This is a genomic window from Billgrantia antri (assembly GCF_017868935.1).
GTDB classification, from domain to species: domain Bacteria; phylum Pseudomonadota; class Gammaproteobacteria; order Pseudomonadales; family Halomonadaceae; genus Halomonas; species Halomonas antri.
The window spans coordinates 2,452,895-2,479,663 of sequence record NZ_CP053383.1; the positions used below are offsets into that span (position 1 = coordinate 2,452,895).

A 26,769-nucleotide genomic window follows, 5' to 3' on the forward strand; every position below is an offset into this window, starting at 1 on the left:
GGGAACACGCTCAACATCGTACTCGCCGTCGGCATCGCATTGTTCTGGGTCGCGACGTTCCCGTATAGTGAAGTTTCCATTGTCTGGTCATGATTTGCCGATGCATTCGACTCACGCCACGATACGCCCCCGCCGCCGTTCCCCGCTTCACTTCCTGCCACTGGGAGGCTGCGGTGAAATCGGCATGAACCTGGGGCTCTACGGGCACGAGAATGAGTGGATTGCCGTTGATTGCGGCATGATGATTCGCCAGGACCTGCCGGATGCACCGCTCCAGGTACCCAGCCTCGAGACGCCCGAGGCGCTCGGTATTCGCCCCAGGATCCTGGTCATTACCCATGGCCATGAGGACCATATCGGCGCCGCCGCCTGGCTATGGCCCAAGTGGCAATGCCCTGTATATGCCACGCCCCTGGCGGCCGGCCTGCTGCGGGTCAAGTTCGTCGAACGCGGCCTCGCCGTCGACGCCATCCAGGTAATCGAGCCGGGCGAGGCGCTGGAGAATGGCCCCTTCACCCTGCGCTACCTGCCACTGACCCATTCGATACCGGAAAGCTGCGCCCTGCTGATCGCCGCCGGCGACTATCGCGTGCTGCACACCGGCGACTGGAAGCTGGATCCAGAACCGCTGATCGGCCCGCCGGTGAAAGGTTCGCTGTTTCGCGCCCTGGCGCCGGTTGACCTGGTGGTCGGCGACTCCACCAATGCTCCCATGCCGGGTCATTCGCGCAGTGAAGGCGAAGTAGCCAGGGCGCTGGAGCAGCGCTTGAGCCAGTGTTCAGGCCGGGTCGTGGTGAGCTGCTTTGCCAGCAACCTGGCCAGGGTCCTGGCCGTAGCCCGAGCCGCCGAACGCTGCGGTCGTCGGGTCAGCTTGATGGGACGGGCCATGGAGCGCATGGTGGCCGTGGCCAGGGGCCTCGGCTACCTGGACGACATGCCACCGCTGGTGCCGGTCAGCGACCTCGGCTACCTCCCGCCGGAGGAAGTGCTGGTCATTGCTACCGGCAGCCAGGGCGAACCTCGCGCCGCCCTCAGCCGCCTGGCTAACGGCCGCCACCACAGCCTCGAGCTCATGGCCGGCGACACCGTGATCTTTTCAGCCAAGGCGATTCCCGGCAACGAGCGTCAGATCGAACGACTCAAACATGCCCTGAGACATCTCGACGTTGCAGTGTGGGACGAGTTCAACCACCCCGAGCTTCATGCCTCGGGGCATCCCGCCCAGGACGAGCTGCGTACCTTCTATGGTTGGATAAAGCCACGCCATCTACTGCCGGTACATGGTGAACGCCGTCATCAACAGGCCCATCAGGAACTTGCGGAGTCGATGGGAATACAGGCACCGCTGGCGCCGATCAATGGCGATCTCGTTCGACTCGATGGCGAGGGTTTGAGCCTGGAGTCGCGTCATCCACAGCGACCCTGCATCGTCAGTCAGGATGCCGTCACCCCTTTGCCGGGATTGACTGCCGAGCGCGGATCGCCACGCCATGGCATCCTGCATCTTGCACTGTCGGTCGCCTCGACGAAAACCGGCTGGACGCGCATCGGTCGCTTGATGATGGACGCCCATCGAGTCAGCGCCATGGACGAAGATAGCTTTACCGATTGGCTTGATGAGCGTCTGGAGGAAGTCGAGGCGGACACCTTGGCCGAATTGCGTACCGCCCTGCAGCCTCTCGTCACTTCCTGGCTGGGTCAGCACTTGCGCCAATTACCGGACGTACACCTCCAACTGGTGGCCGTGGAGGTACCTGCCTACCGCTGAGTACCTATCGGTCATAGCGGAGCGGCATTCAGCAGAGATGAGTCAACAGGCCGGGGGAGACACCTCATGCATCACCCCCGACCCGAGTTGCGCGAGCAGACGATTCGTGGACAACTGGCTCACGAACCGCTGGCATTCTTGGGCGGACGACCACGCCGACGGCGCGGCTGTTCCCCTACGAGATCTTCCACGGAGAGACCGGCATCATTCATGGCCTCGCGGATCTCAGCCAGTTTCTTTTCCTTGTCCGCTTCTTCCTGTTTGCGGAGCTTCTCCTCTTCATTTTTCTGCTCGATGACCTCGCCGATCACATCGGACAGCTTGTGCAGCTGTTCCATGCTCAACTGGCGGGCCGCAGCACGAGCCACGTTCTTGTTACGGGCGATACGCTCCAGGGTTTCGCTGGACATTGGCCTCCTCCATGCAAGAAAAAGACGAGTCAGCCACAAGGCTCACTCGTCAAAAGTATATGCCGATTTGCCGAATTGGCAAGAAAAGTCCTTTCCAACGCAAGGCAGAATATCGCCAAACAATGGAGAGAAAGAACCCCTCTCTCGCTGTTGCTCAGCCGCCGGTCATGTTCATGAAGCGCACGATCTGGACATCGCCATCGGTAGTGAAATGATGGCGTTCGGGCTTGAGCGGCAGCGCCGCGACAATGGCATGCTTCAAGGCATCGAGGTCCCCGGGGTATTGTCGCAACACCGCACGCAAGTCTACGGAGTGCTCATTGCCCAGGCAAAGCAATAGCCGCCCCTCTGCAGTGACACGCACACGATTGCAGCTGGCACAGAAGTTGTGGCTATGCGGTGAAATGAAGCCGATGCGACTGCTGCTATCCGGCATGCGAAAATAGCGTGAAGGCCCGAGTGTCGTTTCGGCCGTCGGAATCAGCTCATGGTAGCGTTCGATCATGGACTTTACGTCATCGCTCGAGCAGAAGGTCTCGGCGCGGGAGTGATCGGAAACATCCCCCAGCGGCATCTCCTCGATGAAGCTCAGATCAACGCCTCGGGATCTGGCAAACTCGACCAGGTCGAGCACCTCGTCGTCATTACGTCCCTTGAGAATTACGGCATTGAGCTTGATACGCTCGAAGCCGGCCTCTTGCGCTGCCTGCAATCCTTCCAGCACACGAGACAGATCCCCGGTGCGCGTCAAGCGTCGAAAACGCTCGGAATCAAGCGTATCCAGGCTGATGTTGAGCCTGTCGAGGCCCGCCTCACGCAGGCGCCGGGCATGCTTGACCAGTCCCGCACCATTGGTGGTCATTGCCAGATCGCGCAGCCCGGGAAGCGAGCTGGTCTGTTCGATGAGCTGATCGATACCACGCCGCACGAGAGGTTCGCCACCGGTAAGGCGAATCTTTTCCACACCCATCTCGACGAACGCCCGCGCGACCAAACCCAACTCTTCGAGCGTGAGGATCTGCGCCCGCGGCAGGAAGGTCATCTCCTCACTCATGCAGTAGACGCAACGAAAGTCACAGCGATCGGTAACGGAGATCCGCACATAGCGAACCTTCCTGCCGAAGCCATCGACCAGTTCGGCTGGCAGGGTCTCAGGGGATTTTGTCATTGTCGCTCTCCCAGCGGCTGGCATCCCGGTGGTCCGACTCGCGCTCGGCAACCCAGTAATCCCCGGTAATGCTATGTTCCTTTTTCCAGAAAGGCGCACGAGTCTTGAGATAGTCCATGATGAAGTCACATGCCTCGAAGGCAGCACGACGATGGGCACTGGCGACCACAACCAATACGATAGGATCTCCGGGACCAAGACGTCCAACCCGATGAATCAAGCGCACGCCCTGCAGCGGCCAGCGCGACTCTGCCTCCGCCACGATCTCGCCCAGCGCGACCTCGGTCATGCCAGGGTAGTGTTCGAGCGTCAGCGCATTCACGTCGGGCCGTTCGTTGAAGTCTCGCACCAGCCCGGTGAAGCTAACCACGGCGCCGATGTCCGTCCGCCCTTCCAGCAGCTGGCGTTGCTCGCTGCCCGCATCGAATGCGGCCTGCTGAACCCGAATCATGCCGCTCAACCTCCCGTTACCGGCGGGAAGAATGCCACTTCATCGTCATTGGTGATCGGGGTCGCATCCAGCGCCATGACCTGGTTCACGGCACATAGCACCCGTCCCTCGCCCAGTCGTGCGAAGCGTGCATCGCGTTTGAGCAGTGCGCTCTTCAAGCCTCCGACATCGGTACTTGGCAGGGTATCGAGAGGCAGAGTCAGCTCGCTCACGCCAAGCCGTTCTCGCAACTCGGCGAGGAACTTGACCCGAACACAGGGCGAGTCGGTATCGCAACGACTACCCACCGAGACCTCCCCCGCCGCACCTTCGCCGGTCACGATCGGAGCTGCCGTTACGCTTGCCTGACGCTGATAATCGCCCGACTTGCCACCACGCTTGGCATCGACATGGATGGCGCCGATCTCCATGTCCTTGTCCACGGCCTTGCACATGTCGTAAAGCGTCAGGCATGCCACCGAGACCGCCGTCAATGCCTCCATTTCCACACCGGTTCGCCCATTGAGGCGGCAAGTGGCTATCACTTCGACCCGGCAATTCGCTTCGTCCAGATGAAAGTCGATTGCCACCTTGGACAACGGCAGTGCATGACACAGCGGGATCAGCTCATGGGTTCGCTTGGCGGCCTGGATACCGGCAATACGCGCCGTGGCCAGCACATCACCCTTGGGCAAACCGCCTTCGCTCAGCAGTGCCAGCGTCTCGGGCTTCATCTGGATATAGCCGGACGCGGTTGCCTCACGGCGGCTTTCCGCCTTGTCGGCAACGTCGACCATGTGGGCCTCGCCGCGCTGGTTGAGATGGGTCAGACTCATGTGGAGCAGCCTCGAATTCGGTTATATGGATGCATGCTCATGGCAGGAAGGTAAGCTCAGACCAGGCTGCGCGGTGCCCGCGCCGACGACCAGCGGGTCGGCCATTCACTGACCCATTCTGCAATCGCCTCCAGGTCGTCCAGATCGAGCCAATCGACCCCCTCCGGCACACTGACGGGAGGTTGACTGGCCACCGCCTTGACCCAGGGGTCCTCGGCCACGCGTAGCGTCTTGCCTAGCTCCTCGCGGTACAGTTCCAGCTTGGGCAGGGGCCAGGCCTTGAAGCCTTCCACCAGCACCAGATCGGGGCGCTGACCGCGCACCGTCTCGATCAGTTGTGCCAGGTCGGCCTCTTCTTGTCCGGGAGTTTCCATCATCATGGCCCACCTGGCACGGGAGGCAACCAGCATCGGCACGGCACCGGCCTGTCGCAGGCGATGACTGTCCTTCCCCGGCTGATCGACATCGAAACCGTGATGGGCATGCTTGATCACGGCAACCCGCAACCCGCGTGCCGTTAGTCGTGGCAGCAGGCGCTCTAGCAGTGTTGTCTTGCCGGTGCCGCTCCAGGCGGCGATGCCGAGCAGCGGCAGCGCATCGTCGAAATCGAGCTGGGCAGGCTCCGCAGATGTCATCAGGGTCCTCCCCTCCTCTTGCTATGCATACGCGCCTCCAGACACCGCTTGTCCTCTTCGGTATTAAGGTTGCCGAAAGCCCCGGGGCAGTCGCTGAAATCCACGCAGGTCCAGGCGTGGCGTTCTATCCAGCGACCGACCTTACGCTCCCCTGCGGCGAGGGCGGTGAAAAGATCCCCCGCCAGCGCACGCTCCAGCAGCATCACGACAGGATGCCAACGCTCGCCGTCATGGGCCACGGCGATACGGTGATGGCCGATGCCGGCCGCCATTCTGGTCACCAGGTCGTGCGGAAGCAGCGGCGTATCGCAGGGCACCACCAGCACCCACGGGGTTGTGGCAGCACACAGCCCACTGTAGATACCCATCAACGGCCCTTGGAAGCCGCCCTCGGTATCGGTCACGACATGATCGACCAGGGTCCGGTAGCACTCGAGATGCCGGTTGGCGCTGATCAATACCTCAGCCACGTTACCGGCCAGGCGCGCCCGGACATGATCCACCAGAGCCACCCCACCCAGCCGCTCCAGTCCCTTGTCGCGGCCGCCCATGCGGCTGCCCTGCCCTCCGGCCAGAATCAGGCCGGTGACATCGGTCAAGGGATCCAGGACGCGGGCTTCTGATCGATCGGTCATGTCCCCATGATGCCTCAGCCTGCACGCCGGTGCCATGGCGAGTGCGCCAATGTGCATGCGCCATGATCCGGATCAGCTCATGCACGACGGCGGCAGCGAGGGTATCATGCGTCAAACAAATCGAACGCACCCTGGACCTGACAATGGATGGATTTGATGTGGGAAGCCGCCTGCGCGAATTACGCAAGGCGCGCAAGCTATCCCAACGCGAGCTGGCCAAGCGAGCCGGTGTCACCAATAGCACCATCTCGCTGATAGAGCAGAACAGCGTCAGCCCCTCGGTCAGCTCGTTGAAGAAAATACTCGATGCGCTGCCGGTTTCGATCAGCGCTTTCTTCGCCGGAGACGAACCCTCGTCGCCGCGCGCCTTCTATCCCGCCGAAGAACTCACCGAGATCGGCGATGGCCACTTGTCATGGCGCTTGGTGGCGGCACGCCGCCCCGATCGCAGCATGTCGATCATTCATGAACGCTACCCGCCCGGAGCCGACACCGGCGCCGACATGCTCGAACACGACGGTGAGGAAGGCGGCGTGGTGATTTCGGGTGAGATAGAGCTCACGGTGGCAGGCGAGGCCCGGATCCTGCGCGCGGGCGACGCCTACTACTTCGATTCCCGCCTGCCCCACCGCTTTCGCAACGTGGGGGACGGTGAGTGCGTGATCGTTAGCGCCAACTCCCCGCCGACCTTCTCGGAGGGCGGCAGGGAGTTGCATCACGCTTGAGTTCGACGCAGAACCGCCTGCACTCGCCGACGCTGCGAACAAAGCTCAAGGCTGTCCGTTACTCCTCTTCGGCGCCGGGCAGCACCCAGTTCAGCACGATACCCACCAGGGCCGCCAGGCTCACGCCCTGCAGGGTGAACTGACCGCCGCCGAACTGCATGCCGCCGATGCCGAAGACCAGGATCAGTGACACCACCACGAGGTTGCGCGGCGCCGTCAGGGAGTGACCGGCGCGCACCAGCGTATTCATGCCCACCACCGCAATGGAGCCGAACAGCAGGGTCATGATGCCGCCCATCACCGGGCCTGGAATGGTCTGCAACAGCGCCCCGAGCTTGGCGACGAAGGCCAGGCCAACGGCGAGGCAGGCCGCAACGACCATGATCTTCGGATTGAACGCGCGAGTCAGGGTTACCGCCCCGGTTACCTCCGAGTAGGTGGTGTTGGGCGGGCCGCCGAACAATGCCGCCACGGAGGTCGCCAGGCCGTCGCCCAGCAGGGTGCGGTGCAGCCCGGGCTTCTCCAGGTAGTTCTTGCGAGTGACCGAGCCGATGGCGATCATGTCGCCGATATGCTCGACGGCGGGAGCAATGGCCACCGGAATCATGAACAGGATCGCCGCCCAATGGAAACTCGGCGCCGTGAACGACGGCAAGGCCAGCCAGGCGGCTTCATGCACCGGCGCAAAGTCCACCAGGCCCATCATTAACGCCATTGCATAACCCACCAGGATGCCGCCCATGATCGGCACCAGGCGCAACAGGCCGCGCCCGAACACTGCCAATACCAGCGTGACCAGCAAGCTGGCCATCGACAGCAGGGTGGCGGGACCATAGTCGATATGGTCGCTGGTCTCGCCGGTGGCCATGCTAACCGCCACCGGCGCCAGGGCCAGGCCGATCACCATGATGACCGGCCCTACCACTACCGGCGGCAACAGGCGATGCAGCCAGGCGGTGCCCTTGAGACGCACCGCTTGAGAGACCGCCACATAGACCAGCCCCGCCGCCATTAGCCCCCCCATGGTGGCCGGCACGCCGAAATTGGCCACCGAACCCTGGATCGGGGCAATGAAGGCAAAGGACGAGGCCAGGAAGACCGGCACGGTGACCCGGGTCACGCCGTGGAACACCAGGGTACCGACACCGGCGGTGAACAACGCCACGCTGGGATCGAGGCCGGTCAGCAAGGGTACGAGCACCAGGGCACCGAAGGCGACGAAGAGCATTTGCGCCCCGGTCAGAATCACCCTAGGCAAGGATTCGACCGGCGCCTGCGCCGTCGCCACGTGTTCATTCATGGGAAGCTATCCTTCTTTTGTGTCATTGATTGGTATGAAGGCATCCTGCCCAGAAAAACGCCCCTGGATCGCAATCTCAGGGGCGTATTATCCGTATCGTATGGCTCACCGGGTACCGAAGATCTTATCTCCTGCATCGCCCAGACCGGGGACGATATAGCCATGCTCGTCGAGATGGTCGTCCACCGCCGCAGTATAGATTTCGATGTCGGGATAGGCGTCCTGCACCCGCTTGATCCCTTCGGGAGCCGCCACCAGCACGATCACCTTCATCTGCTGACAGCCACGCTCTCGAAGCATGTCGAGCGTCGCCACCATAGTACCGCCGGTCGCCAGCATGGGATCGATGACGATCGCCATGCGCTCGCCGAGATCGCCGGCGAACTTGGCGAAGTAAGGCACGGGCTCGAGTGTCTCCTCGTCGCGGTAGAGCCCCACCACGCTGATACGAGCGCTGGGGATCAGGTCGGTCACGCCATCCAGCATGCCCAGCCCGGCGCGCAGGATCGGCACGATGGTCACCTTCTTGCCCTTGAGCAGCTTCACCGGAATCGGCTTGCCGCTCCAGCCGTCGATGTTCTGCTCCTCCAATTCCAGGTCCTTGGTCGCCTCGTAGGTGAGCAACTTGGCCAGCTCACCGGCCAGCTCACGAAAGCTCTTGGTACTGATGCCGGCTTCGCGCATCAGACCCAGCTTGTGCTGGACCAGCGGATGTTGAATGGCGTGGACGCTCATGACGGACCTCTCGGCGTGGGGTGGAAGTGGCGACGTGTGTCTTGTGGACGAGTCGCGCGCATTTTACCTGCAACCCGCGAGCAGGTTAAGGCATCTCCGCTACACGGTCGCCACTTCGGGGGTAGCAGGCAGCTGCCAGTCAATCGGCTCGCGTCCCTTCGCTTCGAGAAAGGCATTGGCGCGGGAGAAATGGCGATTGCCGAAAAAGCCTCGGTGAGCCGAGAGCGGCGACGGGTGCGGCGACTCCAGCACCAGGTGTCGCGTCGTGTCGATCAATGCCTTCTTCTGCCGCGCGTGGCTACCCCATAGCAGAAAAACAGAAGGCTCGGCATGAGCATTGACGACCTCGATGGCACGATCGGTAAAGATCTCCCAGCCTCTGCCACGATGCGAGCCGGCGTTGCCCTGCTCCACCGTCAGCGAAGTGTTGAGCAGCAGCACGCCCTGCCGCGCCCAGTATTCCAGATGGCCGTGGCTGACCGGCTGGCAGCCGATATCGGCTGCCAGCTCCTTGTAGATGTTGATCAGTGATGGCGGCGTTGCCACCCCCGGCAATACCGAGAAGCACAGCCCATGGGCCTGGCTGGGGCCGTGGTAGGGGTCCTGTCCCAGGATCACCACCTTGACTTGCTCCAGCGGCGTCAGCTCGAAGGCCCGGAACCAGTTCGAGGAGTGGGGGTAGATGACCTTCCTGGCGGCCTTTTCGGCCGTCAGGAAATCACGCAGCGCCTGCATGTAGGAGGCCTCGAACTCGCCTCCCAACCAGCGCTGCCAACTCTCCGGCAAAGGACAGCTCATGTCGCCCTCGTCTCGCCTATCGCTTGACCTGATCGACCAGGGGTTCCACGTAAGCCACCCCCATGTCCCACGGGAACTGGATCCAGCAATCCTGGGCCACTTCGGTCAGGTACTGGTCCACCAGGGGGCGACCCTCCGGCTTGGCATAGACGGTCACGAAATGCGCCTTGGGCAGCATCTCACGTACCTTGCGGGCAGTCTTGCCGGTATCGACCAGATCGTCGACCAGTAGCCAGCCATCGCCATCGTGGTCGACGCCCTTCATCACGTCGAGGCCGCCCTGTTCCATGTGGTCGTAGCTGCTGATGCAGACCGTGTCGATCAGGCGCACGTTGAGCTCACGAGCAAACAGCGCCGCTGGAATCAGGCCACCCCGGGTGATCGCCACGATACCCTTGAAGTCGCGCTCGACCAGGCGATGACACATCTCGCGCACGTCACGATGAAGCTGATCCCAGGAGACGGTGAAGTGCTGATGATAGCGGGCGTTGCTCATGATTTCGTCACTCGTCCTCATTGAAGGAGCAGACCGCAAAGACACTGAAGCCGGCCTCGCGAATCTTGTGTGACCCGCCGATCTCCGGCAGGTCGATGATGGTCGCAGTCTCCACCACCTGCCCGCCGGAGCGGGTGATGAGCTTGGCGGCGGCCAGCATGGTGCCACCGGTGGCGATCAGGTCGTCCATGATCAGGATCCTGTCGCCCTGGCGGAACGCATCGGAGTGCAGCTCCACCTCGGCCTGGCCGTACTCCAGCGTATAGGTCTCGCTGATGGTGCGAAACGGCAGCTTGCCCTTCTTGCGCACCGGCACGAAGCTGCAGCCCAGCTCGTATGCCACCGGTGCACCGATGATGAAACCGCGCGCATCAATGGCGGCGATTGCATCGAGCTCCATGTCCTGATAACGGTGCACGAAGCTGTCGATCAGCTTGCGGAAAGCCGAGCTGTTTTGCAGCAGCGGCGTGATGTCGCGAAAGTTGACCCCCTGCTGCGGCCAGTCGGGGACGGTTCGGATCACGGACTTGATGTAGTCGCCGTAAATGCTCATCGCAGCTCTCGGTGAGGAAATGTCAGTCTAGGAACAGGAACTTCAACACGAACAGGATCGCCAGTACGACCACAGCCGGGTTGAGGTCGCGGAAGCGGCCGGAGAGGGTCTTGATAGCAGCGTAGCTGATGAAACCCAGCGCGATACCCTCGGCGATGGAGAAGGTCAGCGGCATGGCCAGGGCAGCGATCAAGACGGGAGCGGCATCGGTCGGGTCGTCCCAGTTGGCGTGGGACAGGCTACCCGCCATGAGTACCGCCACGTAGAGCAGCGCACCCGCCGTGGCGTAGGCTGGAATCGAGCCTGCCAGCGGGGCGAAGAACAGGCTGACCAGGAACAGCCCGGCCACTACCACGGCGGTCAGCCCGGTACGACCACCTGAGACGATGCCCGCGGTGGACTCGATGTAGCTGGTAGTCGTCGAGGTACCCAGCACCGCACCCGCCATGGAGGCGCCGCTGTCGGCCATCATGGCGCGACCCAGCCGCGGCAGCTTGCCGTCCTTGTCGAGCAGGCCGCCCTTGTGGGCCACGCCCACCAGCGTGCCCGAGGTATCGAACAGGTCGACGAACAGGAAGGCAAAGATCACGCTGAGCATGGCCACGTCGAGCGCGCCGGCGAGGTCCAGCGCCATGAAGGTCGGCGCGATGGAGGGCGGCATCGACATCAGGCCGCCATACTCGTTGTGACCAAGGATCATGGCCAGCACGGTCACGCCGAGGATACCGATCATCACCGCGCCGGTGACACGCAGGTAGGCCATGGCAGTAATGGCGAAGAAGCCCAGCAGTGCATAGATCGCGGACGGCTCGGAAAGATCGCCCAGCGCCACGTAGGTGGCCGGATTCGATACCACGATACCGGCGTTCTTCAGCGCGATCATGGCCAGGAACAGGCCGATACCGGCGGCGATGCCCAGGCGCAGGGAGAGCGGAATGGAATTGATGATCCATTCACGGATCTTGAACACGCTTAACAGGAAGAAGGTGAAACCGGAAAGGAACACGGCGCCCAGCGCCGCCTCCCAGGTATAGCCCATGCCGAGCACCACGCCGTAGGTGAAGAAGGCGTTGAGCCCCATGCCGGGCGCCTGGGCGATCGGGTAATTGGCCCACAGCCCCATGATCAGACAGCCGACGGCCGCGGCCAGACAGGTGGCGACGAACACGGCGCCGTAATCCATGCCGGCTTCGGAGAGTATGCTGGGGTTGACGAAGATGATGTAGGCCATGGTCAGGAAAGTGGTAATCCCGGCGATGACCTCTGTCTTTACGCTGGTTTGGTGTTCTGTCAGCTTGAAGCGTCTTTCGAGAAGGTTCTTCATTTTTGGCATTCCTGCGCACAAGGGCTGTGTTCGGCCAGGGAGCGAGAAAAGCCGCACATGGTACCCAAAGGCCGTCGGCGATGCGAGGCCACTCCGGGAGCCATGCCACGGCACGGTTCGCTCTGTATAAGCAAACTCTACGCCATGCGCCAGCGTGGTTGCCAACGCAGACTTGACGAAACGGTCATTTGAAGCGTGCCTCAGACACCACGCGAGGCAAGAACACGTTCTACCGTCTCGACGATAGCCTGGGTCTGGGGATCGATCTCGATGTTGACCCAATCGCCCGGCACGCGATCGACGAGAATGGTGCGCTCGAGCGTCTCGGGAATCAGGTCGACGCAGAAGCGCGGGCCGTGCTCGGGCGTGGCGCGCCCCACTTCACCGATCGTCAGGCTGATCCCGTCTACGCCGATGTAGCCCTTGTCGAACAAGAAGCGCCCCAGCGCATGGGGCACCTCGAACCAGAGGCGACGATTGTTGGGCGCCTGATCCAACTCCACCAGTTCGGCCATGGCCATGACATGTCCGGACATCGCGTGCCCACCGATCTCGTCACCGAAGCGCGCCGCTCGCTCGATATTGACGCGATCCCCTTCACGCAACGCACCGAGGTTGGTCACCCGTAGCGTCTCGCGCATCAGATCGAAGCTGACCCGTTCGCCTTCGATGGCGGTCACGGTCAGGCAAACGCCGTTATGGGCCACCGAAGCCCCGAGTTCGAGCCCTTCGCGCAGGGCGGCTGGCAAGCTCACCACGTGGGTACGGAATGCCTCCGCCTCCTGGATGGCGACGATCTCGGCCGTCCCCTGAACGATGCCTGTGAACATGACGCCTCCTGGGCAGTCCCGACAATGGTGAGAATGTGTTAGGGCTCGCAGTGTAAGAATTCGCGACCGCAACGTCCATTGGCATGAACATCAGGCGACGCCCCTTCACCAGAACGATGCCATGCCGAACACACCGCCAGCAGAACATTTTGCTAGCAATCGAACCGAAGGCTACAAACATACACCAATGCATTGACAGAGCGCTTCATTGACCCTACCATTCGCCATCACATTTCAGGCGCCGATTTGTACCCGGATTGCGGGCGCCCACGCCGAGGGGAAATGGAAAGCTCCATTCCCAGCGGCGTGAAGTGCAGCTAAAAGGGTGTGTCCAGCGTTGATGGCCACCCGCCAGGGTGGCCTTTTTTTCGTTCCGGCCATCCTCCTGGCTGCCGCTGAACCCGCTCCACCGGGGGACGGCCTCTCAGGAAGCCAGATGATCACGCTAAGCAACGTTTCCAAGACCTACCACCTCACCGGCACAAAAAGCCGGCTACCGTTCGCCGCCCGCCGGCGCGATACGCCGCCGCGAACGATCGAGGCGCTCAAGAGCGTCGACCTCCACGTTCCCCAGGGCAGCATCCACGGTGTCATCGGCCTCTCCGGGGCCGGCAAGTCGACGCTGATTCGCTGCGTCAACCTGCTCGAACGCCCCTCCAGCGGCAGCGTCGTGGTCGACGGCCAGGAGATGACCGACCTCTCCGCCACCGAACTCAACCAGGCACGTCATCGCATCGGCATGATCTTTCAGCACTTCAACCTGCTGACAACGCGCAATGTCTTCGACAACGTGGCACTGCCGCTGGAGCTGATGGGCCTGAAGCGTGGCGCCATTCGCGAACGCGTACTGCCGCTGCTGGAACTCACCGGGTTGGCCGACAAGGCCCGCCAGTTTCCCGCCCAGCTCTCCGGCGGCCAGAAGCAGCGCGTGGCGATCGCCCGGGCGCTGGCCAGCGAACCTCGCGTACTGCTGTGTGACGAAGCGACCTCGGCGCTGGACCCACAAACCACCGGCTCGATCCTCGCCCTGCTGCGCGAGATCAACCAGAAGCTCGGCCTGACCATTCTGCTGATCACCCACGAGATGGAGGTGGTCAAGTCGATCTGCCACCGGGTCAGCCTGATCTCCGACGGCGAGCTGGTCGAAGAAGCCGAGGTCGGAGACTTCTTCACCGCCCCGCGCACCCGGCTCGGACGCGAGTTCCTCAATGATTTTCTCCAGCTCGAACCGCCCAAGGCACTGGTGGAAAGACTCGAGGAGGAGCCAGGCGAGCATACCCACCCCGTGGTGCGCCTGGCGTTCTCGGGCGACGCGGTCTCGACTCCGCTGATCTCCCGCCTGGCACGTGAGTGCGGCGTGGACGTGAGCATCCTGCAGGCCAAGGTGGAATCGATCCAGGAGCGCACCCTGGGGCTTATGATCGCCGAACTGCTCGGCCCCCCCGAGCAGACTCGCCGCGCCATCGACTACCTCGAAACCCATGATCTTCACGTGGAGGTGCTTGGCCATGTCCAGCGCGATGATTGACCTGATTCTCCAGGCGACCCTGGACACGCTCTACATGGTCGCCGTATCGGGCGTGATCTCGGCCCTGTTAGGCGTACCGCTGGGCGTGATGCTCTACGTCACCCGGCCACGCCAGATCCTCGCACGCCCGGTACTCAACCAGGTGCTCGGCATGGTGACCAACATCGGCCGCTCGATCCCCTTCATCATTCTGATGGTGGCGATCATCCCCTTCACACGCCTGGTCGTCGGCACCTCCATCGGCACCAACGCCGCCATCGTGCCATTGACCCTGGCCGCCATCCCCTTCGTCGCCCGTCTGGTGGAGGGTGCACTCAACGAGATTCCCCCTGGGCTGGTCGAAGCGGCCCAGTCGATGGGCGCCACGCCCCATCAGATCATCACCAAGGTGCTGCTGCCAGAGGCCCGCGGCGGCATCATTACCGGCTTGACCATCACCATCGTCACCCTGGTGAGCTACTCGGCCATGGCCGGCGCCGTTGGCGGTGGCGGCCTGGGCGACCTGGGCATTCGCTACGGCTACAACCGCTTCAACCCCACCATCATGCTGATCACCGTGGCCATCCTGGTGGTCATGGTGCAGGGCTTCCAGAGCCTGGGGGACACCCTGGTACGCAAGTCGGATCGCAAGTGACGCCACACCCAAGGAGAATGACCCAATGCAAGCAACCCTGACCCGCCTGCTCGGCGCTGCCACCCTGGTCGGCACTCTCGCCACCACCAGCCTGCTCGCCGGCTGCGGCAACGACGATGCCGAATCGCGCTCGATCAAGGTCGGCACCATGTCCGGCCCCGAGTCGGAGGTGATGGAAGTCGCGGTCCAGATCGCCAAGGAGCGCTACGACCTCGAGGTCGAGATCGTCGAGTTCACCGACTACGTCTCGCCCAATGCCGCACTCGCCGACGGCAGCCTCGATGCCAACGCCTTCCAGCACGAGCCGTACCTGCAGAGCATGGTCGAGGATCGCGGCTATGAGCTGGCCGTGGCCGGCCACACCTTCGTCTATCCGATCGGCGCCTACTCGGAGAAACATGACAGCATCGAGGCCCTGCCCGACGGCGCCATCATCGCCCTGCCCAACGACCCGACCAACGGCGGGCGCGCCATGATCCTGATGCACAACGCCGGCCTGATCACCCTCGACGACCACGAGAACCTCGAGGCCACGCCGGTCAACGTGGTCGAGAATCCCCACGACTTCCAGTTCCGTGAAATCGAGGCGGCCCAGCTTCCACGCGTGCTGCCGGACGTCGACCTGGCCTTCATCAACAATACCTTCGCCCAACCGGCCGGCCTGCATCTGGATGACGCCCTGCTCAAGGAGGGCCCGGAATCTCCCTATGTCAATATCATCGCCGTGCGCGAAGGGGATCAAGACCGCGAGGAGATCGAGCAGCTGGTTTCCGCCTACCAGAGCGAAGAGGTTGCCGCAAAGGCCCAGGAACTGTTCGATGGTGGCGCCGTGCCCGGCTGGGAGTAATGCCGAGACTTGTCGCCGACTGAACGACAACGGGCCGACGCCATGCGTCGGCCCGCTTGCTTGGCAATGTGGTCGGATCAGCCGATCTTGCGCTCGACCTTGTCGATTCGGCCCTCCAGGCTCTGATCCTTGTCGGTGGCCGTGGCAAGGCGGATTGCACTGTCGACCCGCGGCGCACCGCGCTCATGCAGCACGTCATGGCAGCGCTGAACGACCTGCATCACCTCCTCCCATGACCCCTCCAGGTTGGTACCGTGGGCATGCAGGCGATACTTGAGCCCTGCCTCTTCGATCACCTCCTCGCAGGCGGCGATATGGGCTGACAGCGAAGCTCCGGCCCCGATTGGGGTGACATTGACATCAGCAACCACGCGCATACTCAATCCTCCTGATCGATCAAACGGCAATCCCTACCCGAAACCTAGTGCCGCCCCGACCATTGTTCAAACCCAAGGCAAAAGGAGACTCCATGGCATCGAACACTCCCGATTACGCACTGCTCGCCCGACAGCTCGACGCCCTGATGGATAGTGCCGACTGGCTGGTCAATGCCGCCCAGATCACCGCCTTCATCATGCAGCAGGTGGATGAACTCAATTGGGTGGGGTTTTACCTGCAGCGCCAGCCCGAGCTGCTCACGCTTGGCCCCTTCCAGGGCAAGCCTGCCTGCAACCCTATCCCGTTCGATAAAGGCGTGTGCGGTGCCGCTGCCCGTAGCCGCCAACCGCAGCGCATCGACGACGTTCATGCCATCGCCGATCATATCGCCTGCGACGCCGCATCGAACTCGGAGCTGGTGATCCCGCTCATGCGGGAGGGAACACTGTGGGGCGTGCTCGACCTGGACAGCCCCCGCCGCGCACGCTTCAGCGAAGAGGATCAGGCGGGCATCGAGCGGCTGGTGAAAGTTTTCCTCGAGCGCACGAGCCTGCCAGATTGGCTTGCTGCGCCATAACCATGCGGCACGAAAACAAGCGATGCAGAAATAAGAAACGCCCCGTGGCGATGATATGCCACGGGGCGTTTCGGAATTCTGGTAGGACCAGGCGGATTTGAACCGCCGACCTCCACGATGTCAACGTGGCGCTCTAACCAACTGAGCTATGGTCCTGGATAATCAGGAGAGCTGGTAGGACCAGGCGGATTTGAACCGCCGACCTCCACGATGTCAACGTGGCGCTCTAACCAACTGAGCTATGGTCCTGCTTCCGGCTTTCATTGCCGCCAATCTGCGCTGCGGCAACGGATGCATATCTTACCGATATCGCTGCATTTTGCAAGCTTCAGGCTTGGCTTTTTACACGCTCTACCGCCTCGAGCCAGCCTCGATAAAGCCGCTCACGCTCGACCTCCGGCATACTGGGGATAAAGCTTTTCTCACAACGCCACAGCTCGGCGATCTCCTCCAGATCGCGATACCAACCGAATCGCAGCCCTGCCATATAGGCAGCTCCCAGCGCCGTCGTCTCGAGCACCGTGGGACGATCCACCTGCACGCCCAACATGTCGGCCAGAAACTGCACCAGCCACGAGTTGGCCGCCATGCCTCCATCGACGCGCAGTGTGCCCGGCGGGACCCCCATGTCATCGCTCATGCAGACCTGAAGATCACGTGTCTGGTAGCACACCGCCTGCAGCCCGGCGGCAACGATCTCGGCGATCCCGGTATCCCGGGTCAGCCCGAGGATCGCGCCCCTGGCCTTGGGATCCCAATGCGGCGCCCCCAGGCCGGTAAAGGCCGGCACCAGGTAAACGCTATGCCCGTCGCGGGTCTGTTTGGCCAAGGCCTCGGTCTCGGCGGCCTCCTTGAACAGCTTGAGACCATCGCGTAACCACTGCACCGCTGCCCCGGCCACGAAGATGCTGCCCTCCATGGCGTAGGTGGTCTTGCCACCCAGCCGATAAGCCACCGTGGTCAGCAGCCGATTGCGCGACGCCGCCGGCGTGTCGCCGGTATTGACGATCATGAAGCAGCCGGTGCCATAGGTACTCTTGCCCATGCCCGGCTCGAAGCAGGCCTGCCCCACCAGCGCGGCCTGTTGATCGCCCACGATACCTCCGATGGGCAGCTCGACTCCGAGCCACTGGGCATCCGCGGTGCCGAAGTCGTCACTGCTGTCGCGCACCTCCGGCAACAGGCTGGGAGGGATGTCGAACAGCTTGAGGAGGTCGTCATCCCACTGCTGGGTGTGAATGTTGAAGAGCAGCGTGCGGGAAGCGTTGGTAGCGTCGGTGGCGTGCACACGGCCATCGCTCAGTCGCCACAGCAGGAAACTGTCCACCGTGCCGAAGGCCAGCTCACCGCGCTCGGCGCGCTCCCTGGCGCCCTCGACATTGTCCAGCAGCCATGCCAGCTTGGTCGCCGAGAAGTACGGGTCGACCAGCAGGCCAGTGCGTGACTGGACGAGCTCGGCATGGCCTCGATCGCGCAGCTGCTGGCAGAAATCGGCGGTACGTCGATCCTGCCAGACGATGGCATTGTAGAGCGGACGCCCCGTCGCACGGTCCCACAGCAGCGTGGTCTCGCGTTGGTTGGTCATGCCGATACCGGCCAAGGCGTCGGGCGTGATCCCCGCCTGCTCCACCACCTCGCGGCACGTCGCCAGCACCGTCTCCCAAATATCCTCCGGATCATGCTCGACCCAGCCATCGCGCGGGAAGTGCTGGGGAAACTCTCGCTGCGCAACACGAACCACGTGACCACCGCGGTCGAAGAGAATGGCCCGCGAACTGGTGGTGCCCTGGTCGATGGCAAGAAGATAGTCGGCCATGTTACGCCTCGTCGTTGTATGTTCGTTTATGATCACCAAGAGTACTGGAGAATGTTCGCATTGCTTTACGACTTTCGTAGAATAAAGCCGTAACCGCCTGCCGACGGCGCGCCGAATCGCTTACACTCGCGTGATCGAAAGGGAGCCGACATGAACCAGCAACAGCGCCAAGATGCCATCATTGACCTGGTGCGCCGTCAGGGCTATGCCAGCATCGAGCAGTTGACCGAGCATTTCTCCGTCACCCCCCAGACCATACGTCGCGACCTCAATGCACTGGCGGAAGAGGGCATGATCCGCCGCGTGCACGGCGGGGCGGGGCTCGAGTCGAGCACCGTCAACACCGCCTACAGCACGCGCAAGAACCTCAACCTCGATGCCAAGCGGCGCATCGCAGCCCTGGTGGCCAAGCACATTCCCGATCACGCTTCGCTGTTCATCAACATCGGCACCAGTAACGAAGTGGTCGCGGAGGCCCTGCTCGATCATCAAGGTCTCGAGGTGATCACCAACAACCTCAACGTGGCGGCCATCCTCCAGCACAAGGAGGACTTCAACGTCATTATCGCCGGCGGCCAGGTTCGTTCACGCGATGGCGGCATCATCGGCGAGGCGACGATCGACTTCATCAATCAATTCAAGGTGGACTTCGGTATCATCGGCATCAGCGGCATCGATGAAGACGGCTCACTGTTGGAGTTCGACTATCAGGAAGCCCGCGTCGCCCAAGCCATCATCCTCAACTCCCGCCAGGTCTACCTGACCGCCGATCATTCGAAGTTCCACCGCAACCCCGTCGTACGCCAGGGCAACATCGCCCAGTTGGACGCCCTGTTCACCGATCGCCAGCCCCCCGAACGCATCGTGCATCTCATGCAGGTCAACGGCGTCGCCCTGCATATCGCCTGACTCGTTCCACCGCTCAGACACTGCCGACACCCTGGTGACGGCAGTGTTGTCTGCGAACCCTTGATGTTCGGTTGTGATTGCTCTATGTTCGTTTTCAAACATAAGTGATTCAACCGGTACCGCTCCGGCGGCCCCAAGTTCGGAGTTCTCTCTCCATGGCGCAGACGTCCCGCAAGCTACTCGACATGTTCATCATCGGCGGCGGCATCAACGGCACCGGCATTGCCAATGACGCCGCCGGCCGTGGGTTGGCGGTCGGCCTGTGCGAACAGGGCGACCTGGCCGGTGCCACCTCGTCGGCAAGCAGCAAGCTGATCCATGGTGGCCTGCGCTATCTCGAACATCATGAGTTCCGCCTCGTCGGTGAAGCCCTGCGCGAGCGTGAGGTTCTGTTGCGAAAGGCACCGCACATCATCTGGCCGCTGCGTTTCATCCTGCCGCATCGTTCTCATCTACGTCCCGCCTGGATGATCCGCGCGGGACTGTTCCTTTACGACCATCTGGGCAAGCGCAAGACCCTGCCCGGCTCGCGCGGCGTTCGCTTCCCTGCCGACTCGCCGCTGAAACCGGAGATGATGCGCGGTTTCGAATATTCCGATTGCTGGGTCGATGATGCCCGACTCGTCGTGCTCAACGCCCTTCAGGCGCGCGAGAAGGGAGCTGAAATCCTGGTACGTACGCGCTGTACAAGGGCTCGGGAGGAGAACGGTACCTGGCGGATCGAGCTGGAAGACACCCGCAGCGGGGAGCGCTTCGAACGCCATGCACGAACCCTGGTCAATGCCGCAGGTCCTTGGGTCGAACAGGTGGTGCGCGAGCAGGTGGCGCGCCCTTCACGCTACTCCATTCGCATGATTCAGGGCAGCCATCTCGTCGTACCGCGCCTCAACGCCGACGATCGCGCTTATATCCTGCAGAACAGCGATCGACGCATCGTCTTCGTTCTACCCTACGAGGACGACTTCAGCCTGGTCGGTACCACTGACCACCGTTATCAGGGCGACCCGTCCCAGGCATCGATCAGCGCGGCGGAAACAGAGTACCTGCTCGGTGTCGTCAACCAGCATTTCCGCCGCCAGCTCGATCGCCGCGACGTCATTACGAGCTTCTCCGGCGTACGCCCGCTGTGCGACGACGAATCGGCCGACCCCTCGGCCATGACCCGCGACTACACCTTGGCCCTGGACCAAGCCGGCGCCCCGCTCCTCTCGGTGTTCGGCGGCAAGATCACCACCTACCGCAAGCTGGCGGAAGCCGCACTGAAGCAGCTTGCTCCCGCCCTGCCCGGCATGGGACCGAGCTGGACGGCCACGTCCGCCTTGCCTGGAGGCGACATCGAGGGTCAGGCCCCCTTCATGGCGCAGCTGCTTAGCGACTATCCCTGGCTCGGTGAGTCACGCGCGCGCCGCTTCGCCCGCACCTATGGCAGCCTGTGCCTGCGTTTTCTCGGGGGCGCCGAGAAACCGGAAGATCTGGGAGCAGCGTTCGGTGCAGGCTTGACGGCAGCCGAGGTCGACTACCTCATCGAGCAAGAGTGGGCAATCGACGTCGAGGATATCCTGTGGCGGCGAACCAAACTCGGCCTGCGACTCACGCCACGCCAGGTCGAGGACCTGAAGCAATATACCGAAAAGCACCGCCACGGACTGGCTGCATGAGGCTCACATCGCTTAGGCTCTGAAGAGTAAATGCGCTTATCGCTTTGCCTTCAGGCAGGAGCCTATGCCCTTTTATACAGCCGCGCTCACCGCGATGGTGGCCATGCTGGTCGCTGCCACGCTCGTCGCCAAGCTGCCGCTTCGCTGGTGGTGGATACGTGCTTGCGAATTCCCGCGCCTGCAGCTGGCTTTCGCCGCCTTGCTCACCGCTCTGCTCTGCCTACCTCTCGACCCGCCTTGGCGCTGGCCGTTGCTCGCCTCGAGCTTGCTCGTGGTAGTGCTTCAGGCGCGCTTCATCCTGCCTTGGACACGACTCTGGCCTGTCCAGGTACAGGACGCCGAACCTGGCCAGCAGGAGCGCTGCATTACTCTGCTGGTCGCCAACGTGCTGACGCCCAATCGTCAGGCTGAGCGACTCATCGAGATCATCCAGCGACAAGACCCCGATGTCGTGCTGACCCTGGAGTCGGATGACTGGTGGCAGGAGCGACTCGATCAGGCACTCGAGGAGAAGTGGCCTCACAGCGTCAAGATTCCCCTCGACAACCTCTATGGCATGCACCTCTACTCTCGGCTGCCGTTGGTCGATACCCGTGTCGAATGGCTGATCCAGGACGACATCCCCTCGATCCACACCGACATCATGATCGCGAGTGGCGACAAGCTGACGCTGCACGCCCTGCATCCGCGCCCACCCGCACCCAACGAAAGCGAGGAATCACTGTGGCGCGATGCCGAATTGCTACTGGTCGGCAAGGAGATCCATCGCCATCCCAAGCCCACCGTCGTCGCCGGGGACCTCAACGACGTGGCCTGGTCGCGCACCACCCGCCTGTTCTGTCGTATCAGCGGCATGCTCGATCCCCGCCAGGGACGAGGCAGATACAGCACCTTCCATGCCCGCTACCCGCTGCTACGCTGGCCGCTGGATCATATCTTCACCAGCGAGCACTTCACCTTGAAGAGACTCGAGCGCCTGCCCGCCTTTGGCTCGGACCACTTTCCGATCCTGGCCACACTATGCTTTCGCCCGTCGCGCAGCGACGAGCACGACAATCCCGAGGCCGACGGCGACGAGCGCGCCTGGGCACGCAAGACGATTCGCGAGGCCCGTTCCCGGGAGCAGGAATCGTGAGACCGCGCCTTACTCCGGTATGCCCCCAGAGGTCAACTGTGCAGGGTCGAGCAGGCGCTCGAGTTCCTCGCGACTCAAGTCGGTCTGCTCTTCGGCCACCTCGATGATCGGCCGCCCGGCCTGGTAGGCCTGCTTGGCAATGGCTGCCGCCGCATCGTAGCCGATCACGCCGTTCAACGCCGTTACCAGAATGGGGTTACGCGCCAGCGGCTCGGCAAGCCTGTCCTCCCGTACCCGGAAAGTGGCAATGGCCCGCTCGCCTAGCAGTCGCGCGGTATTGGTCATCAACGTGATCGAGGTCAGCAGGTTATTGGCGATCAGCGGCAACATCACGTTGAGCTGGAAGTTGCCGCTCTGCCCCGCCACCGTGACCGCCGCATCCAGGCCGATCACTTGCGCGGCGGCCTGCGCGGCCGATTCGGGAATCACCGGATTGACCTTGCCCGGCATGATGGAGCTGCCGGGCTGCAGTGCCTCGAGTTCGATCTCGCCCAGCCCGGCCAGGGGGCCGGAATTCATCCAGCGTAGATCATTGGCGATCTTCATGATCGCGCAGGCCAACCCCTTTAGCTGTCCCGACAGCTCCACGGCGGCGTCTTGCGCACCCAGGCTGGCGAAGAAGCTATCGTTGGGACTTAGTGCCAGACCGGTTTGGGTACTGAGCTCGTTTGCCATTCGCTCCGCAAATTCAGGATGCGCATTGATGCCGGTACCTACCGCCGTTCCTCCCTGGGCCAGCCGCGAGATCCTGAGCATAGCGCTGTCGATTCGCTCGATGGCCTGGCCGATCTGGCTCGACCACCCTCCCAGTTCCTGCCCCATTCGCAGCGGCATGGCATCCATGAGGTGGGTACGCCCGGTCTTGACCACCCTGTCCAGCTCCAGCGCCCGCTCGTCGATCGTGGCACGCAGCTGCACCAGTGCAGGGCGCAGCCGTGCGGTAACTTCCAATGCCGCCGACAGATGGATGGCGGTGGGAATCACGTCGTTGCTCGACTGGCCCATATTGACGTGATCGTTGGGGCCGACCTTCAGTTCGTCACGACTGGCCAGATGAGCGATGACTTCATTGACGTTCATGTTGCTCGAGGTGCCAGAGCCGGTCTGGAACACGTCCACGGGAAACTGGTCGTCATGCTTGCCATCGACGATCTCTTGCGCGGCCGCCATGATGGCCTCGGCTCGCTCGCCACCCAGTAGCCCCAGGTCGTGATTCACCTTGGCCGCAGCCAGCTTGATCCGGGCGATGGCGTGGATGAACGCCGCCGGCATCGACTGGCCTGAAACCGGAAAGTTTTCCACGGCTCGCTGGGTCTGCGCCCCATAGAGCGCCGATACCGGCACTCGTAGCTCGCCCATGCTGTCGCGCTCGATACGATGTTCGCTCATGTCATTCCCTCGCTTGTCGTTCCTACTCCCACCATGATGCCGGGACTGGCCACATGCAAGACGGAAGCGACGTGCCCAATGCCATCCTGGCCGCCGGACAAGAAGACAGCATCAAGCCCAACGTCGATCCACTCGCAATCCACAGACTTTGTGACAGTTGTCGTTGTTTCGCCCGCCCCTAAAAACCTAAGATCACTTTGCCAATCCGCCGGAAGGCAATAAACACGACTCGCAAACAGCAAAAAAATAATGGGATATCAATGCCATGCTAAACATGACCGACTCCTTGCTGCTGATTCCGCAGGAACAACTCACCCTCGCCAATGCTCATGAAAGCGCGGAACTTCAGCGCTATCGCCGGCTGGCCCTCAGCTTCCTGCCCAAGGCTCCTCAGGTGAGCCGACTGATGGCAAGCCTGGGCCTGCAGTGCGAACAGCGCCTAGGCACCTTGCGTCGGATCGCTGCAAGACTGGAACTCGAAGCCTGTGTCGGCGCGCCACCCATGGACACGCCCAGCTTCGAGCTGACGCACCGTCACTTCTTCGTGGTGGACGACTGCATGGCAGGCCAGTTGCTCGATCAGGCCATTTTCGCGGCGGTGGAGTCGAAGCGTTTCTTCGCCTGGCTGCTCGAAACGAATGCCACGCCGGAGCTGCACCAGGCCTTCATCGATTTCGTCACGGAAAAGGAAGCCGAGTCTCGCGTGCTGCTCGAGTTCCGCGAGCACCAGTGGGCGCCCGTCGCCTTGCGTCACGCCTGAGACAGAGACTTCATGCCCTCTTCTGCCGCCTGCCGGTAGAAGAGGCCAGGCGCTCCAAGCCGACGATATCGAGCAGATGATAATCGCGTCCGCTCACATACAGCAGCTGCTGAGCCTGATAGGCAGCTAGCGTCCTCCCCACGGTCTCGTGAGTCAGCCCCAGGTAGCTGCCGATATCGGCGCGCGACAACGCCAGACGAAAGTGGCGCGCCGAGAATCCGCGACGACGGAAGGAGTTGGCTACGCCAAGCAGGAAGTACGCCAGCCGCGCCTCTGCCGTGCGGGACAGCAATTGATGCAGGCGAACTCGCTCCTCCTGCATCGTCTTGCTGATGTTGCGCTGCAAGTGTCGGCGCAGGATGGGCAGCCGGGCACTCAGCTCATCCAGATACTGGAAGGGAAAACGGCAGAGGGAAGACGTTTCCAGGGCGATGATCGAGCCGGGATAGTGGCCAGGGCCGATGGCATCGAACCCGATCATGTCGCCAGGCAAGTACAAGGCGGTCAGCAGCGTCTCGCTGTGGGCATCGGTGGTGAGCTGCTTGAGACTGCCGGTGCGCACGACGAAGAGATGTCGAAAGACGGCTTTCTGCTCGATCAGCGACTCCCGCTTCTCCAGCCTGACGGGAGTATCGACGATACGACCAAGGGCTCCGGCTTGGTCAGGTGAAAGGTCGGGTGGTAGGCACAGCGCCTTCAGATAGCACGACAGGCATTGGGAAACCGTTGATTCATCAACCTCTTTCCCTGGATTCGACATGGCGCTGCCCTCTTCCTGGACACACATGCTTCAGTATAGAAGCGCCCGTCTTGACCGCAGTTTGAGTTGCCTCATGCCAACGACGGAGCATGGCGAACGGCAGCTCCAGCGTTGGCATGAACAAATTCATGCTGCACGAAGAAATGCGCCGTCCTAATGTTAATGCTGCGATGCCGCAGGCTCAGCGTCACCTCTGGGACAAGAGGAACGCCACTGAAGGGAACCCAGCCATGCACCAGACATCCTGGATGACGTCGACCATCCTCAACCGGCTCAGTGCCAACGCCGGCATGCTGCTGGTACGCAGTTTATGGGACTATTGTCCGGAACACATGTTCATCGTTCGCGTCGAAGGTCCTGCCGATTTCGTCATCGAGGCCATGAACCCGACGCGTCAGGCCATGCTCGGCGATGAAGCCACGTACACCGGCAAGCGCATCGAGCAGTTGCTGCCCCCACCCTTGTGCCATGGGGTAATTGCCAATTTGCACCGCTGCGTCGAGTGTGCCATCCCGATTCGCTACGAGGAGAAAGGCGGTTACCTCGACCGTGACGGTATCTGCCAGCAAGGGCATTGGCAGACCCTGCTGGTGCCGATTACCAACCAGGAAGGCGCCGTCACCCACCTGTTCGGCGTGTCCCGCGACATGTCGCTGCTCCCCGAACAGCCTGTCGGCGCTTACTCCGAAAGCAAGGAGTTCGAACGCCGGGTGCACGAACGCACAGCAGAACTTGTCGCCGCCAACGAACATCTGACGCACTTGGCGACACATGACGCCCTCACCGATATCTACAATCGCCGCTACCTGCTGGAACTGGCCGAGCTGGAGCTTCGCCGCGCCTCGCGCTACGAGCAGCCGCTTTGCCTGATGATGCTCGATGTCGATCATTTCAAGGAAATCAACGATGTCGAGGGTCACCTCGCGGGCGACGAAGCCCTGCGCCGAGTTGCCCGTACGATACTGGCCACCGTCAGGGAGTGCGACTTGGTAGGCCGTTATGGCGGCGACGAGTTTCTCATCCTGATGCCTGAAACCACGGCCACCGGAGCACGCGAGATCGCCGAGCGCCTGCGGCGGACGCTGACCCAGACAACACCCCTCACGATCAGCATCGGCATCGCCAGCCTGGAGCCTGTCGACCGCTTCGTCGTCGACCTGATTCATCGCGCCGACACCATGCTGCTGCAGGCCAAGCGCAACGGCCGCAATCGCATCGAATGCGCCGCTTGACAAGAAGCGACACAGGCTTACCGAATCTAATATTGCAGTGCAAAAGCATCTTTGCTATGTTGCAACGCAGCAGGACGGATACCCGTTCGTCACCTATCGCGACCCTGGAGGTTCACAGGACATGATGAAGACATTCAGCTTCGATACCAAACCGTTCGAAGCCATGCTTCTCGGCCCGGCCCGCGCCTATGCCGCTCTCAGCATCGACTACACCGAGAAGCTTGTCGCCACTCAGTTGGATACCGCCAAGGCGTATACCGACACCGGCCTTGCCCAGGCCCGTGAACTTCTCGACGTGCGCGATGCCGATGGCCTGCGTAACTACATCGAGGGTCAGCAGCAATTCGCCAAGAACATGGCCGAGCGAATCAAGGGTGATGCCGAGAAGGTCGTCTCTCTGAATCAGGATTTCATGCAGCAGAGCCAGAAACTCGCCGAAAGCAGCTTGAAGCAGGCACAGCAGGCCTCCACCGGTCAGGCCGACAAGGCGTAACACAACCTCG

General features: G+C 62.3%; 29 protein-coding genes and 2 tRNA genes. 12 read left to right on the top strand and 19 right to left on the bottom strand.

The features are described from left to right. The first annotated feature begins 184 nt into the window (after nt 1–184). Nucleotides 185–1,768 (top strand): ribonuclease J, encoded by a 1,584-nt coding sequence (locus tag HNO53_RS11385; RefSeq protein WP_209478617.1) that lies wholly within the window; start codon nt 185–187, stop codon nt 1,766–1,768. Nucleotides 1,769–1,887: 119 nt separating this feature from the next. Here the strand turns inward: HNO53_RS11385 and HNO53_RS11390 are convergent, their stop codons facing one another. The 6 genes from HNO53_RS11390 to mobA form a co-directional block, all read right to left on the bottom strand. Beyond that, complete coding sequence (locus tag HNO53_RS11390; RefSeq protein ID WP_209472237.1) at nt 1,888–2,178, bottom strand: H-NS family histone-like protein; 291 nt, start codon at nt 2,176–2,178, stop codon at nt 1,888–1,890. 154 nt (nt 2,179–2,332) lie between these two features. After that, nucleotides 2,333–3,346 carry a GTP 3',8-cyclase MoaA gene (gene moaA, locus HNO53_RS11395; RefSeq protein ID WP_240549145.1) on the bottom strand — a complete coding sequence of 338 codons (1,014 nt, stop codon included), beginning with the start codon at nt 3,344–3,346 and terminating at the stop codon, nt 2,333–2,335. Further along, nucleotides 3,330–3,797, bottom strand: coding sequence for a molybdopterin synthase catalytic subunit MoaE (gene moaE / locus HNO53_RS11400; protein ID WP_209472238.1), 468 nt, complete (start codon nt 3,795–3,797; stop codon nt 3,330–3,332). The genes moaA and moaE overlap by 17 nt, the downstream gene beginning before the upstream one ends. Before the next feature lie 5 nt (nt 3,798–3,802). After that, complete coding sequence (gene moaC / locus HNO53_RS11405) at nt 3,803–4,612, bottom strand: cyclic pyranopterin monophosphate synthase MoaC (protein ID WP_209472239.1); 810 nt, start codon at nt 4,610–4,612, stop codon at nt 3,803–3,805. A gap of 56 nt (nt 4,613–4,668) precedes the next feature. Beyond that, nucleotides 4,669–5,247 (bottom strand): molybdopterin-guanine dinucleotide biosynthesis protein B, encoded by a 579-nt coding sequence (gene mobB / locus HNO53_RS11410; protein WP_209472240.1) that lies wholly within the window; start codon nt 5,245–5,247, stop codon nt 4,669–4,671. Continuing rightward, entirely contained in the window at nt 5,247–5,882 is a 636-nt protein-coding gene (gene mobA / locus HNO53_RS11415; protein WP_209472241.1) for a molybdenum cofactor guanylyltransferase MobA, read from the bottom strand. The genes mobB and mobA overlap by 1 nt, the downstream gene beginning before the upstream one ends. A gap of 143 nt (nt 5,883–6,025) precedes the next feature. On the opposite strand from mobA, the gene HNO53_RS11420 reads away from it, so the two are divergent. Then, nucleotides 6,026–6,607, top strand: a complete 582-nt coding sequence (locus HNO53_RS11420) for a cupin domain-containing protein (RefSeq protein ID WP_209472242.1) — start codon at nt 6,026–6,028, stop codon at nt 6,605–6,607. A 58-nt stretch (nt 6,608–6,665) separates the two neighbouring features. On the opposite strand, the gene HNO53_RS11425 is transcribed toward HNO53_RS11420, so the two are convergent. From HNO53_RS11425 to HNO53_RS11455, 7 genes are all read right to left on the bottom strand, one after another. Next, a complete protein-coding gene (locus HNO53_RS11425; protein WP_209472243.1) occupies nt 6,666–7,907 on the bottom strand; it encodes a uracil-xanthine permease family protein in 1,242 nt (413 codons plus the stop codon). A gap of 105 nt (nt 7,908–8,012) precedes the next feature. After that, entirely contained in the window at nt 8,013–8,642 is a 630-nt protein-coding gene (gene upp, locus HNO53_RS11430) for a uracil phosphoribosyltransferase (RefSeq protein ID WP_209472244.1), read from the bottom strand. A 99-nt stretch (nt 8,643–8,741) separates the two neighbouring features. Further along, nucleotides 8,742–9,440, bottom strand: a complete 699-nt coding sequence (gene ung / locus HNO53_RS11435) for a uracil-DNA glycosylase (RefSeq protein ID WP_209472245.1) — start codon at nt 9,438–9,440, stop codon at nt 8,742–8,744. 16 nt (nt 9,441–9,456) lie between these two features. Next, on the bottom strand, nt 9,457–9,936 hold the full coding sequence (gene gpt / locus HNO53_RS11440) for a xanthine phosphoribosyltransferase (RefSeq protein WP_209472246.1): 480 nt from the start codon (nt 9,934–9,936) through the stop codon (nt 9,457–9,459). 7 nt (nt 9,937–9,943) lie between these two features. After that, nucleotides 9,944–10,489, bottom strand: a complete 546-nt coding sequence (locus tag HNO53_RS11445) for an adenine phosphoribosyltransferase (protein ID WP_209472247.1) — start codon at nt 10,487–10,489, stop codon at nt 9,944–9,946. Between the two features lie 22 nt (nt 10,490–10,511). Then, nucleotides 10,512–11,813: an NCS2 family permease gene (locus HNO53_RS11450; protein WP_209472248.1), complete on the bottom strand. Its 1,302-nt coding sequence runs from the start codon at nt 11,811–11,813 to the stop codon at nt 10,512–10,514. A 200-nt stretch (nt 11,814–12,013) separates the two neighbouring features. Then, nucleotides 12,014–12,643, bottom strand: a complete 630-nt coding sequence (locus HNO53_RS11455) for a riboflavin synthase subunit alpha (protein WP_209472249.1) — start codon at nt 12,641–12,643, stop codon at nt 12,014–12,016. A gap of 436 nt (nt 12,644–13,079) precedes the next feature. Between HNO53_RS11455 and HNO53_RS11460 the strand changes: the two genes are divergently transcribed. Genes HNO53_RS11460 through HNO53_RS11470 form a run of 3 tightly spaced genes read left to right on the top strand, consistent with a single transcriptional unit; the run spans nt 13,080 to nt 15,652 of the window. After that, entirely contained in the window at nt 13,080–14,171 is a 1,092-nt protein-coding gene (locus HNO53_RS11460; RefSeq protein WP_209472250.1) for a methionine ABC transporter ATP-binding protein, read from the top strand. Continuing rightward, entirely contained in the window at nt 14,152–14,805 is a 654-nt protein-coding gene (locus HNO53_RS11465) for a methionine ABC transporter permease (RefSeq protein ID WP_209472251.1), read from the top strand. The genes HNO53_RS11460 and HNO53_RS11465 overlap by 20 nt, the downstream gene beginning before the upstream one ends. Nucleotides 14,806–14,830: 25 nt before the next feature. Continuing rightward, the gene (locus tag HNO53_RS11470; RefSeq protein ID WP_209472252.1) at nt 14,831–15,652 is read left to right on the top strand and encodes a MetQ/NlpA family ABC transporter substrate-binding protein; all 822 of its coding nucleotides are present in this window, start codon (nt 14,831–14,833) and stop codon (nt 15,650–15,652) included. A gap of 77 nt (nt 15,653–15,729) precedes the next feature. Here HNO53_RS11470 and HNO53_RS11475 read toward each other — a convergent pair whose 3' ends face one another. Further along, complete coding sequence (locus HNO53_RS11475; protein WP_209472253.1) at nt 15,730–16,029, bottom strand: MTH1187 family thiamine-binding protein; 300 nt, start codon at nt 16,027–16,029, stop codon at nt 15,730–15,732. A 92-nt stretch (nt 16,030–16,121) separates the two neighbouring features. Here HNO53_RS11475 and HNO53_RS11480 point away from each other — a divergent pair, with 92 nt between their 5' ends. After that, on the top strand, nt 16,122–16,607 hold the full coding sequence (locus HNO53_RS11480; protein WP_209472254.1) for a GAF domain-containing protein: 486 nt from the start codon (nt 16,122–16,124) through the stop codon (nt 16,605–16,607). Nucleotides 16,608–16,686: 79 nt separating this feature from the next. Here the strand turns inward: HNO53_RS11480 and HNO53_RS11485 are convergent. The 3 genes from HNO53_RS11485 to glpK all read right to left on the bottom strand — a co-directional run bounded on the left by HNO53_RS11485 (nt 16,687) and on the right by glpK (nt 18,423). Continuing rightward, nucleotides 16,687–16,763: transfer RNA gene (locus tag HNO53_RS11485), tRNA-Val, on the bottom strand. Nucleotides 16,764–16,779: 16 nt separating this feature from the next. Further along, nucleotides 16,780–16,856, bottom strand: a tRNA-Val gene (locus tag HNO53_RS11490). A 79-nt stretch (nt 16,857–16,935) separates the two neighbouring features. Next, complete coding sequence (gene glpK / locus HNO53_RS11495) at nt 16,936–18,423, bottom strand: glycerol kinase GlpK (protein ID WP_209472255.1); 1,488 nt, start codon at nt 18,421–18,423, stop codon at nt 16,936–16,938. Nucleotides 18,424–18,573: 150 nt separating this feature from the next. On the opposite strand from glpK, the gene HNO53_RS11500 reads away from it, so the two are divergent. The 3 genes from HNO53_RS11500 (at nt 18,574) to HNO53_RS11510 (ending at nt 22,125) form a co-directional block, all read left to right on the top strand. After that, on the top strand, nt 18,574–19,332 hold the full coding sequence (locus tag HNO53_RS11500) for a DeoR/GlpR family transcriptional regulator (protein ID WP_209472256.1): 759 nt from the start codon (nt 18,574–18,576) through the stop codon (nt 19,330–19,332). A gap of 155 nt (nt 19,333–19,487) precedes the next feature. After that, nucleotides 19,488–20,990 (top strand): glycerol-3-phosphate dehydrogenase, encoded by a 1,503-nt coding sequence (glpD, locus tag HNO53_RS11505; RefSeq protein WP_209472257.1) that lies wholly within the window; start codon nt 19,488–19,490, stop codon nt 20,988–20,990. 64 nt (nt 20,991–21,054) lie between these two features. Then, nucleotides 21,055–22,125, top strand: a complete 1,071-nt coding sequence (locus tag HNO53_RS11510; protein WP_209472258.1) for an endonuclease/exonuclease/phosphatase family protein — start codon at nt 21,055–21,057, stop codon at nt 22,123–22,125. A 9-nt stretch (nt 22,126–22,134) separates the two neighbouring features. Here the strand turns inward: HNO53_RS11510 and HNO53_RS11515 are convergent, their stop codons facing one another. After that, a complete protein-coding gene (locus tag HNO53_RS11515; RefSeq protein ID WP_209472259.1) occupies nt 22,135–23,514 on the bottom strand; it encodes a class II fumarate hydratase in 1,380 nt (459 codons plus the stop codon). 265 nt (nt 23,515–23,779) lie between these two features. Here HNO53_RS11515 and HNO53_RS11520 point away from each other — a divergent pair, with 265 nt between their 5' ends. Then, complete coding sequence (locus tag HNO53_RS11520; RefSeq protein WP_209472260.1) at nt 23,780–24,274, top strand: hypothetical protein; 495 nt, start codon at nt 23,780–23,782, stop codon at nt 24,272–24,274. A 10-nt stretch (nt 24,275–24,284) separates the two neighbouring features. Here HNO53_RS11520 and HNO53_RS11525 read toward each other — a convergent pair whose 3' ends face one another. Next, complete coding sequence (locus tag HNO53_RS11525; protein WP_209472261.1) at nt 24,285–25,034, bottom strand: helix-turn-helix domain-containing protein; 750 nt, start codon at nt 25,032–25,034, stop codon at nt 24,285–24,287. 89 nt (nt 25,035–25,123) lie between these two features. On the opposite strand from HNO53_RS11525, the gene HNO53_RS11530 reads away from it, so the two are divergent. Beyond that, entirely contained in the window at nt 25,124–26,266 is a 1,143-nt protein-coding gene (locus HNO53_RS11530) for a sensor domain-containing diguanylate cyclase (protein ID WP_209472262.1), read from the top strand. A gap of 121 nt (nt 26,267–26,387) precedes the next feature. Further along, nucleotides 26,388–26,759 (top strand): phasin family protein, encoded by a 372-nt coding sequence (locus tag HNO53_RS11535; RefSeq protein ID WP_419974052.1) that lies wholly within the window; start codon nt 26,388–26,390, stop codon nt 26,757–26,759. Nucleotides 26,760–26,769 lie beyond the last annotated feature (10 nt).

Bases quoted from the DNA above. Each gene is read 5' to 3' on its own strand.
- HNO53_RS11385 (WP_209478617.1), top strand. From the start codon at position 185: ATGAACCTGGGGCTCTACGGGCACGAGAATGAGTGGATTGCCGTTGAT.
- HNO53_RS11390 (WP_209472237.1), bottom strand. From the start codon at position 2,178: ATGTCCAGCGAAACCCTGGAGCGTATCGCCCGTAACAAGAACGTGGCT.
- moaA (WP_240549145.1), bottom strand. From the start codon at position 3,346: ATGACAAAATCCCCTGAGACCCTGCCAGCCGAACTGGTCGATGGCTTC.
- moaE (WP_209472238.1), bottom strand. From the start codon at position 3,797: ATGATTCGGGTTCAGCAGGCCGCATTCGATGCGGGCAGCGAGCAACGC.
- moaC (WP_209472239.1), bottom strand. From the start codon at position 4,612: ATGAGTCTGACCCATCTCAACCAGCGCGGCGAGGCCCACATGGTCGAC.
- mobB (WP_209472240.1), bottom strand. From the start codon at position 5,247: ATGACATCTGCGGAGCCTGCCCAGCTCGATTTCGACGATGCGCTGCCG.
- mobA (WP_209472241.1), bottom strand. From the start codon at position 5,882: ATGACCGATCGATCAGAAGCCCGCGTCCTGGATCCCTTGACCGATGTC.
- HNO53_RS11420 (WP_209472242.1), top strand. From the start codon at position 6,026: ATGGATGGATTTGATGTGGGAAGCCGCCTGCGCGAATTACGCAAGGCG.
- HNO53_RS11425 (WP_209472243.1), bottom strand. From the start codon at position 7,907: ATGAATGAACACGTGGCGACGGCGCAGGCGCCGGTCGAATCCTTGCCT.
- upp (WP_209472244.1), bottom strand. From the start codon at position 8,642: ATGAGCGTCCACGCCATTCAACATCCGCTGGTCCAGCACAAGCTGGGT.
- ung (WP_209472245.1), bottom strand. From the start codon at position 9,440: ATGAGCTGTCCTTTGCCGGAGAGTTGGCAGCGCTGGTTGGGAGGCGAG.
- gpt (WP_209472246.1), bottom strand. From the start codon at position 9,936: ATGAGCAACGCCCGCTATCATCAGCACTTCACCGTCTCCTGGGATCAG.
- HNO53_RS11445 (WP_209472247.1), bottom strand. From the start codon at position 10,489: ATGAGCATTTACGGCGACTACATCAAGTCCGTGATCCGAACCGTCCCC.
- HNO53_RS11450 (WP_209472248.1), bottom strand. From the start codon at position 11,813: ATGAAGAACCTTCTCGAAAGACGCTTCAAGCTGACAGAACACCAAACC.
- HNO53_RS11455 (WP_209472249.1), bottom strand. From the start codon at position 12,643: ATGTTCACAGGCATCGTTCAGGGGACGGCCGAGATCGTCGCCATCCAG.
- HNO53_RS11460 (WP_209472250.1), top strand. From the start codon at position 13,080: ATGATCACGCTAAGCAACGTTTCCAAGACCTACCACCTCACCGGCACA.
- HNO53_RS11465 (WP_209472251.1), top strand. From the start codon at position 14,152: ATGTCCAGCGCGATGATTGACCTGATTCTCCAGGCGACCCTGGACACG.
- HNO53_RS11470 (WP_209472252.1), top strand. From the start codon at position 14,831: ATGCAAGCAACCCTGACCCGCCTGCTCGGCGCTGCCACCCTGGTCGGC.
- HNO53_RS11475 (WP_209472253.1), bottom strand. From the start codon at position 16,029: ATGCGCGTGGTTGCTGATGTCAATGTCACCCCAATCGGGGCCGGAGCT.
- HNO53_RS11480 (WP_209472254.1), top strand. From the start codon at position 16,122: ATGGCATCGAACACTCCCGATTACGCACTGCTCGCCCGACAGCTCGAC.
- glpK (WP_209472255.1), bottom strand. From the start codon at position 18,423: ATGGCCGACTATCTTCTTGCCATCGACCAGGGCACCACCAGTTCGCGG.
- HNO53_RS11500 (WP_209472256.1), top strand. From the start codon at position 18,574: ATGAACCAGCAACAGCGCCAAGATGCCATCATTGACCTGGTGCGCCGT.
- glpD (WP_209472257.1), top strand. From the start codon at position 19,488: ATGGCGCAGACGTCCCGCAAGCTACTCGACATGTTCATCATCGGCGGC.
- HNO53_RS11510 (WP_209472258.1), top strand. From the start codon at position 21,055: ATGCCCTTTTATACAGCCGCGCTCACCGCGATGGTGGCCATGCTGGTC.
- HNO53_RS11515 (WP_209472259.1), bottom strand. From the start codon at position 23,514: ATGAGCGAACATCGTATCGAGCGCGACAGCATGGGCGAGCTACGAGTG.
- HNO53_RS11520 (WP_209472260.1), top strand. From the start codon at position 23,780: ATGCTAAACATGACCGACTCCTTGCTGCTGATTCCGCAGGAACAACTC.
- HNO53_RS11525 (WP_209472261.1), bottom strand. From the start codon at position 25,034: ATGTCGAATCCAGGGAAAGAGGTTGATGAATCAACGGTTTCCCAATGC.
- HNO53_RS11530 (WP_209472262.1), top strand. From the start codon at position 25,124: ATGGCGAACGGCAGCTCCAGCGTTGGCATGAACAAATTCATGCTGCAC.
- HNO53_RS11535 (WP_419974052.1), top strand. From the start codon at position 26,388: ATGATGAAGACATTCAGCTTCGATACCAAACCGTTCGAAGCCATGCTT.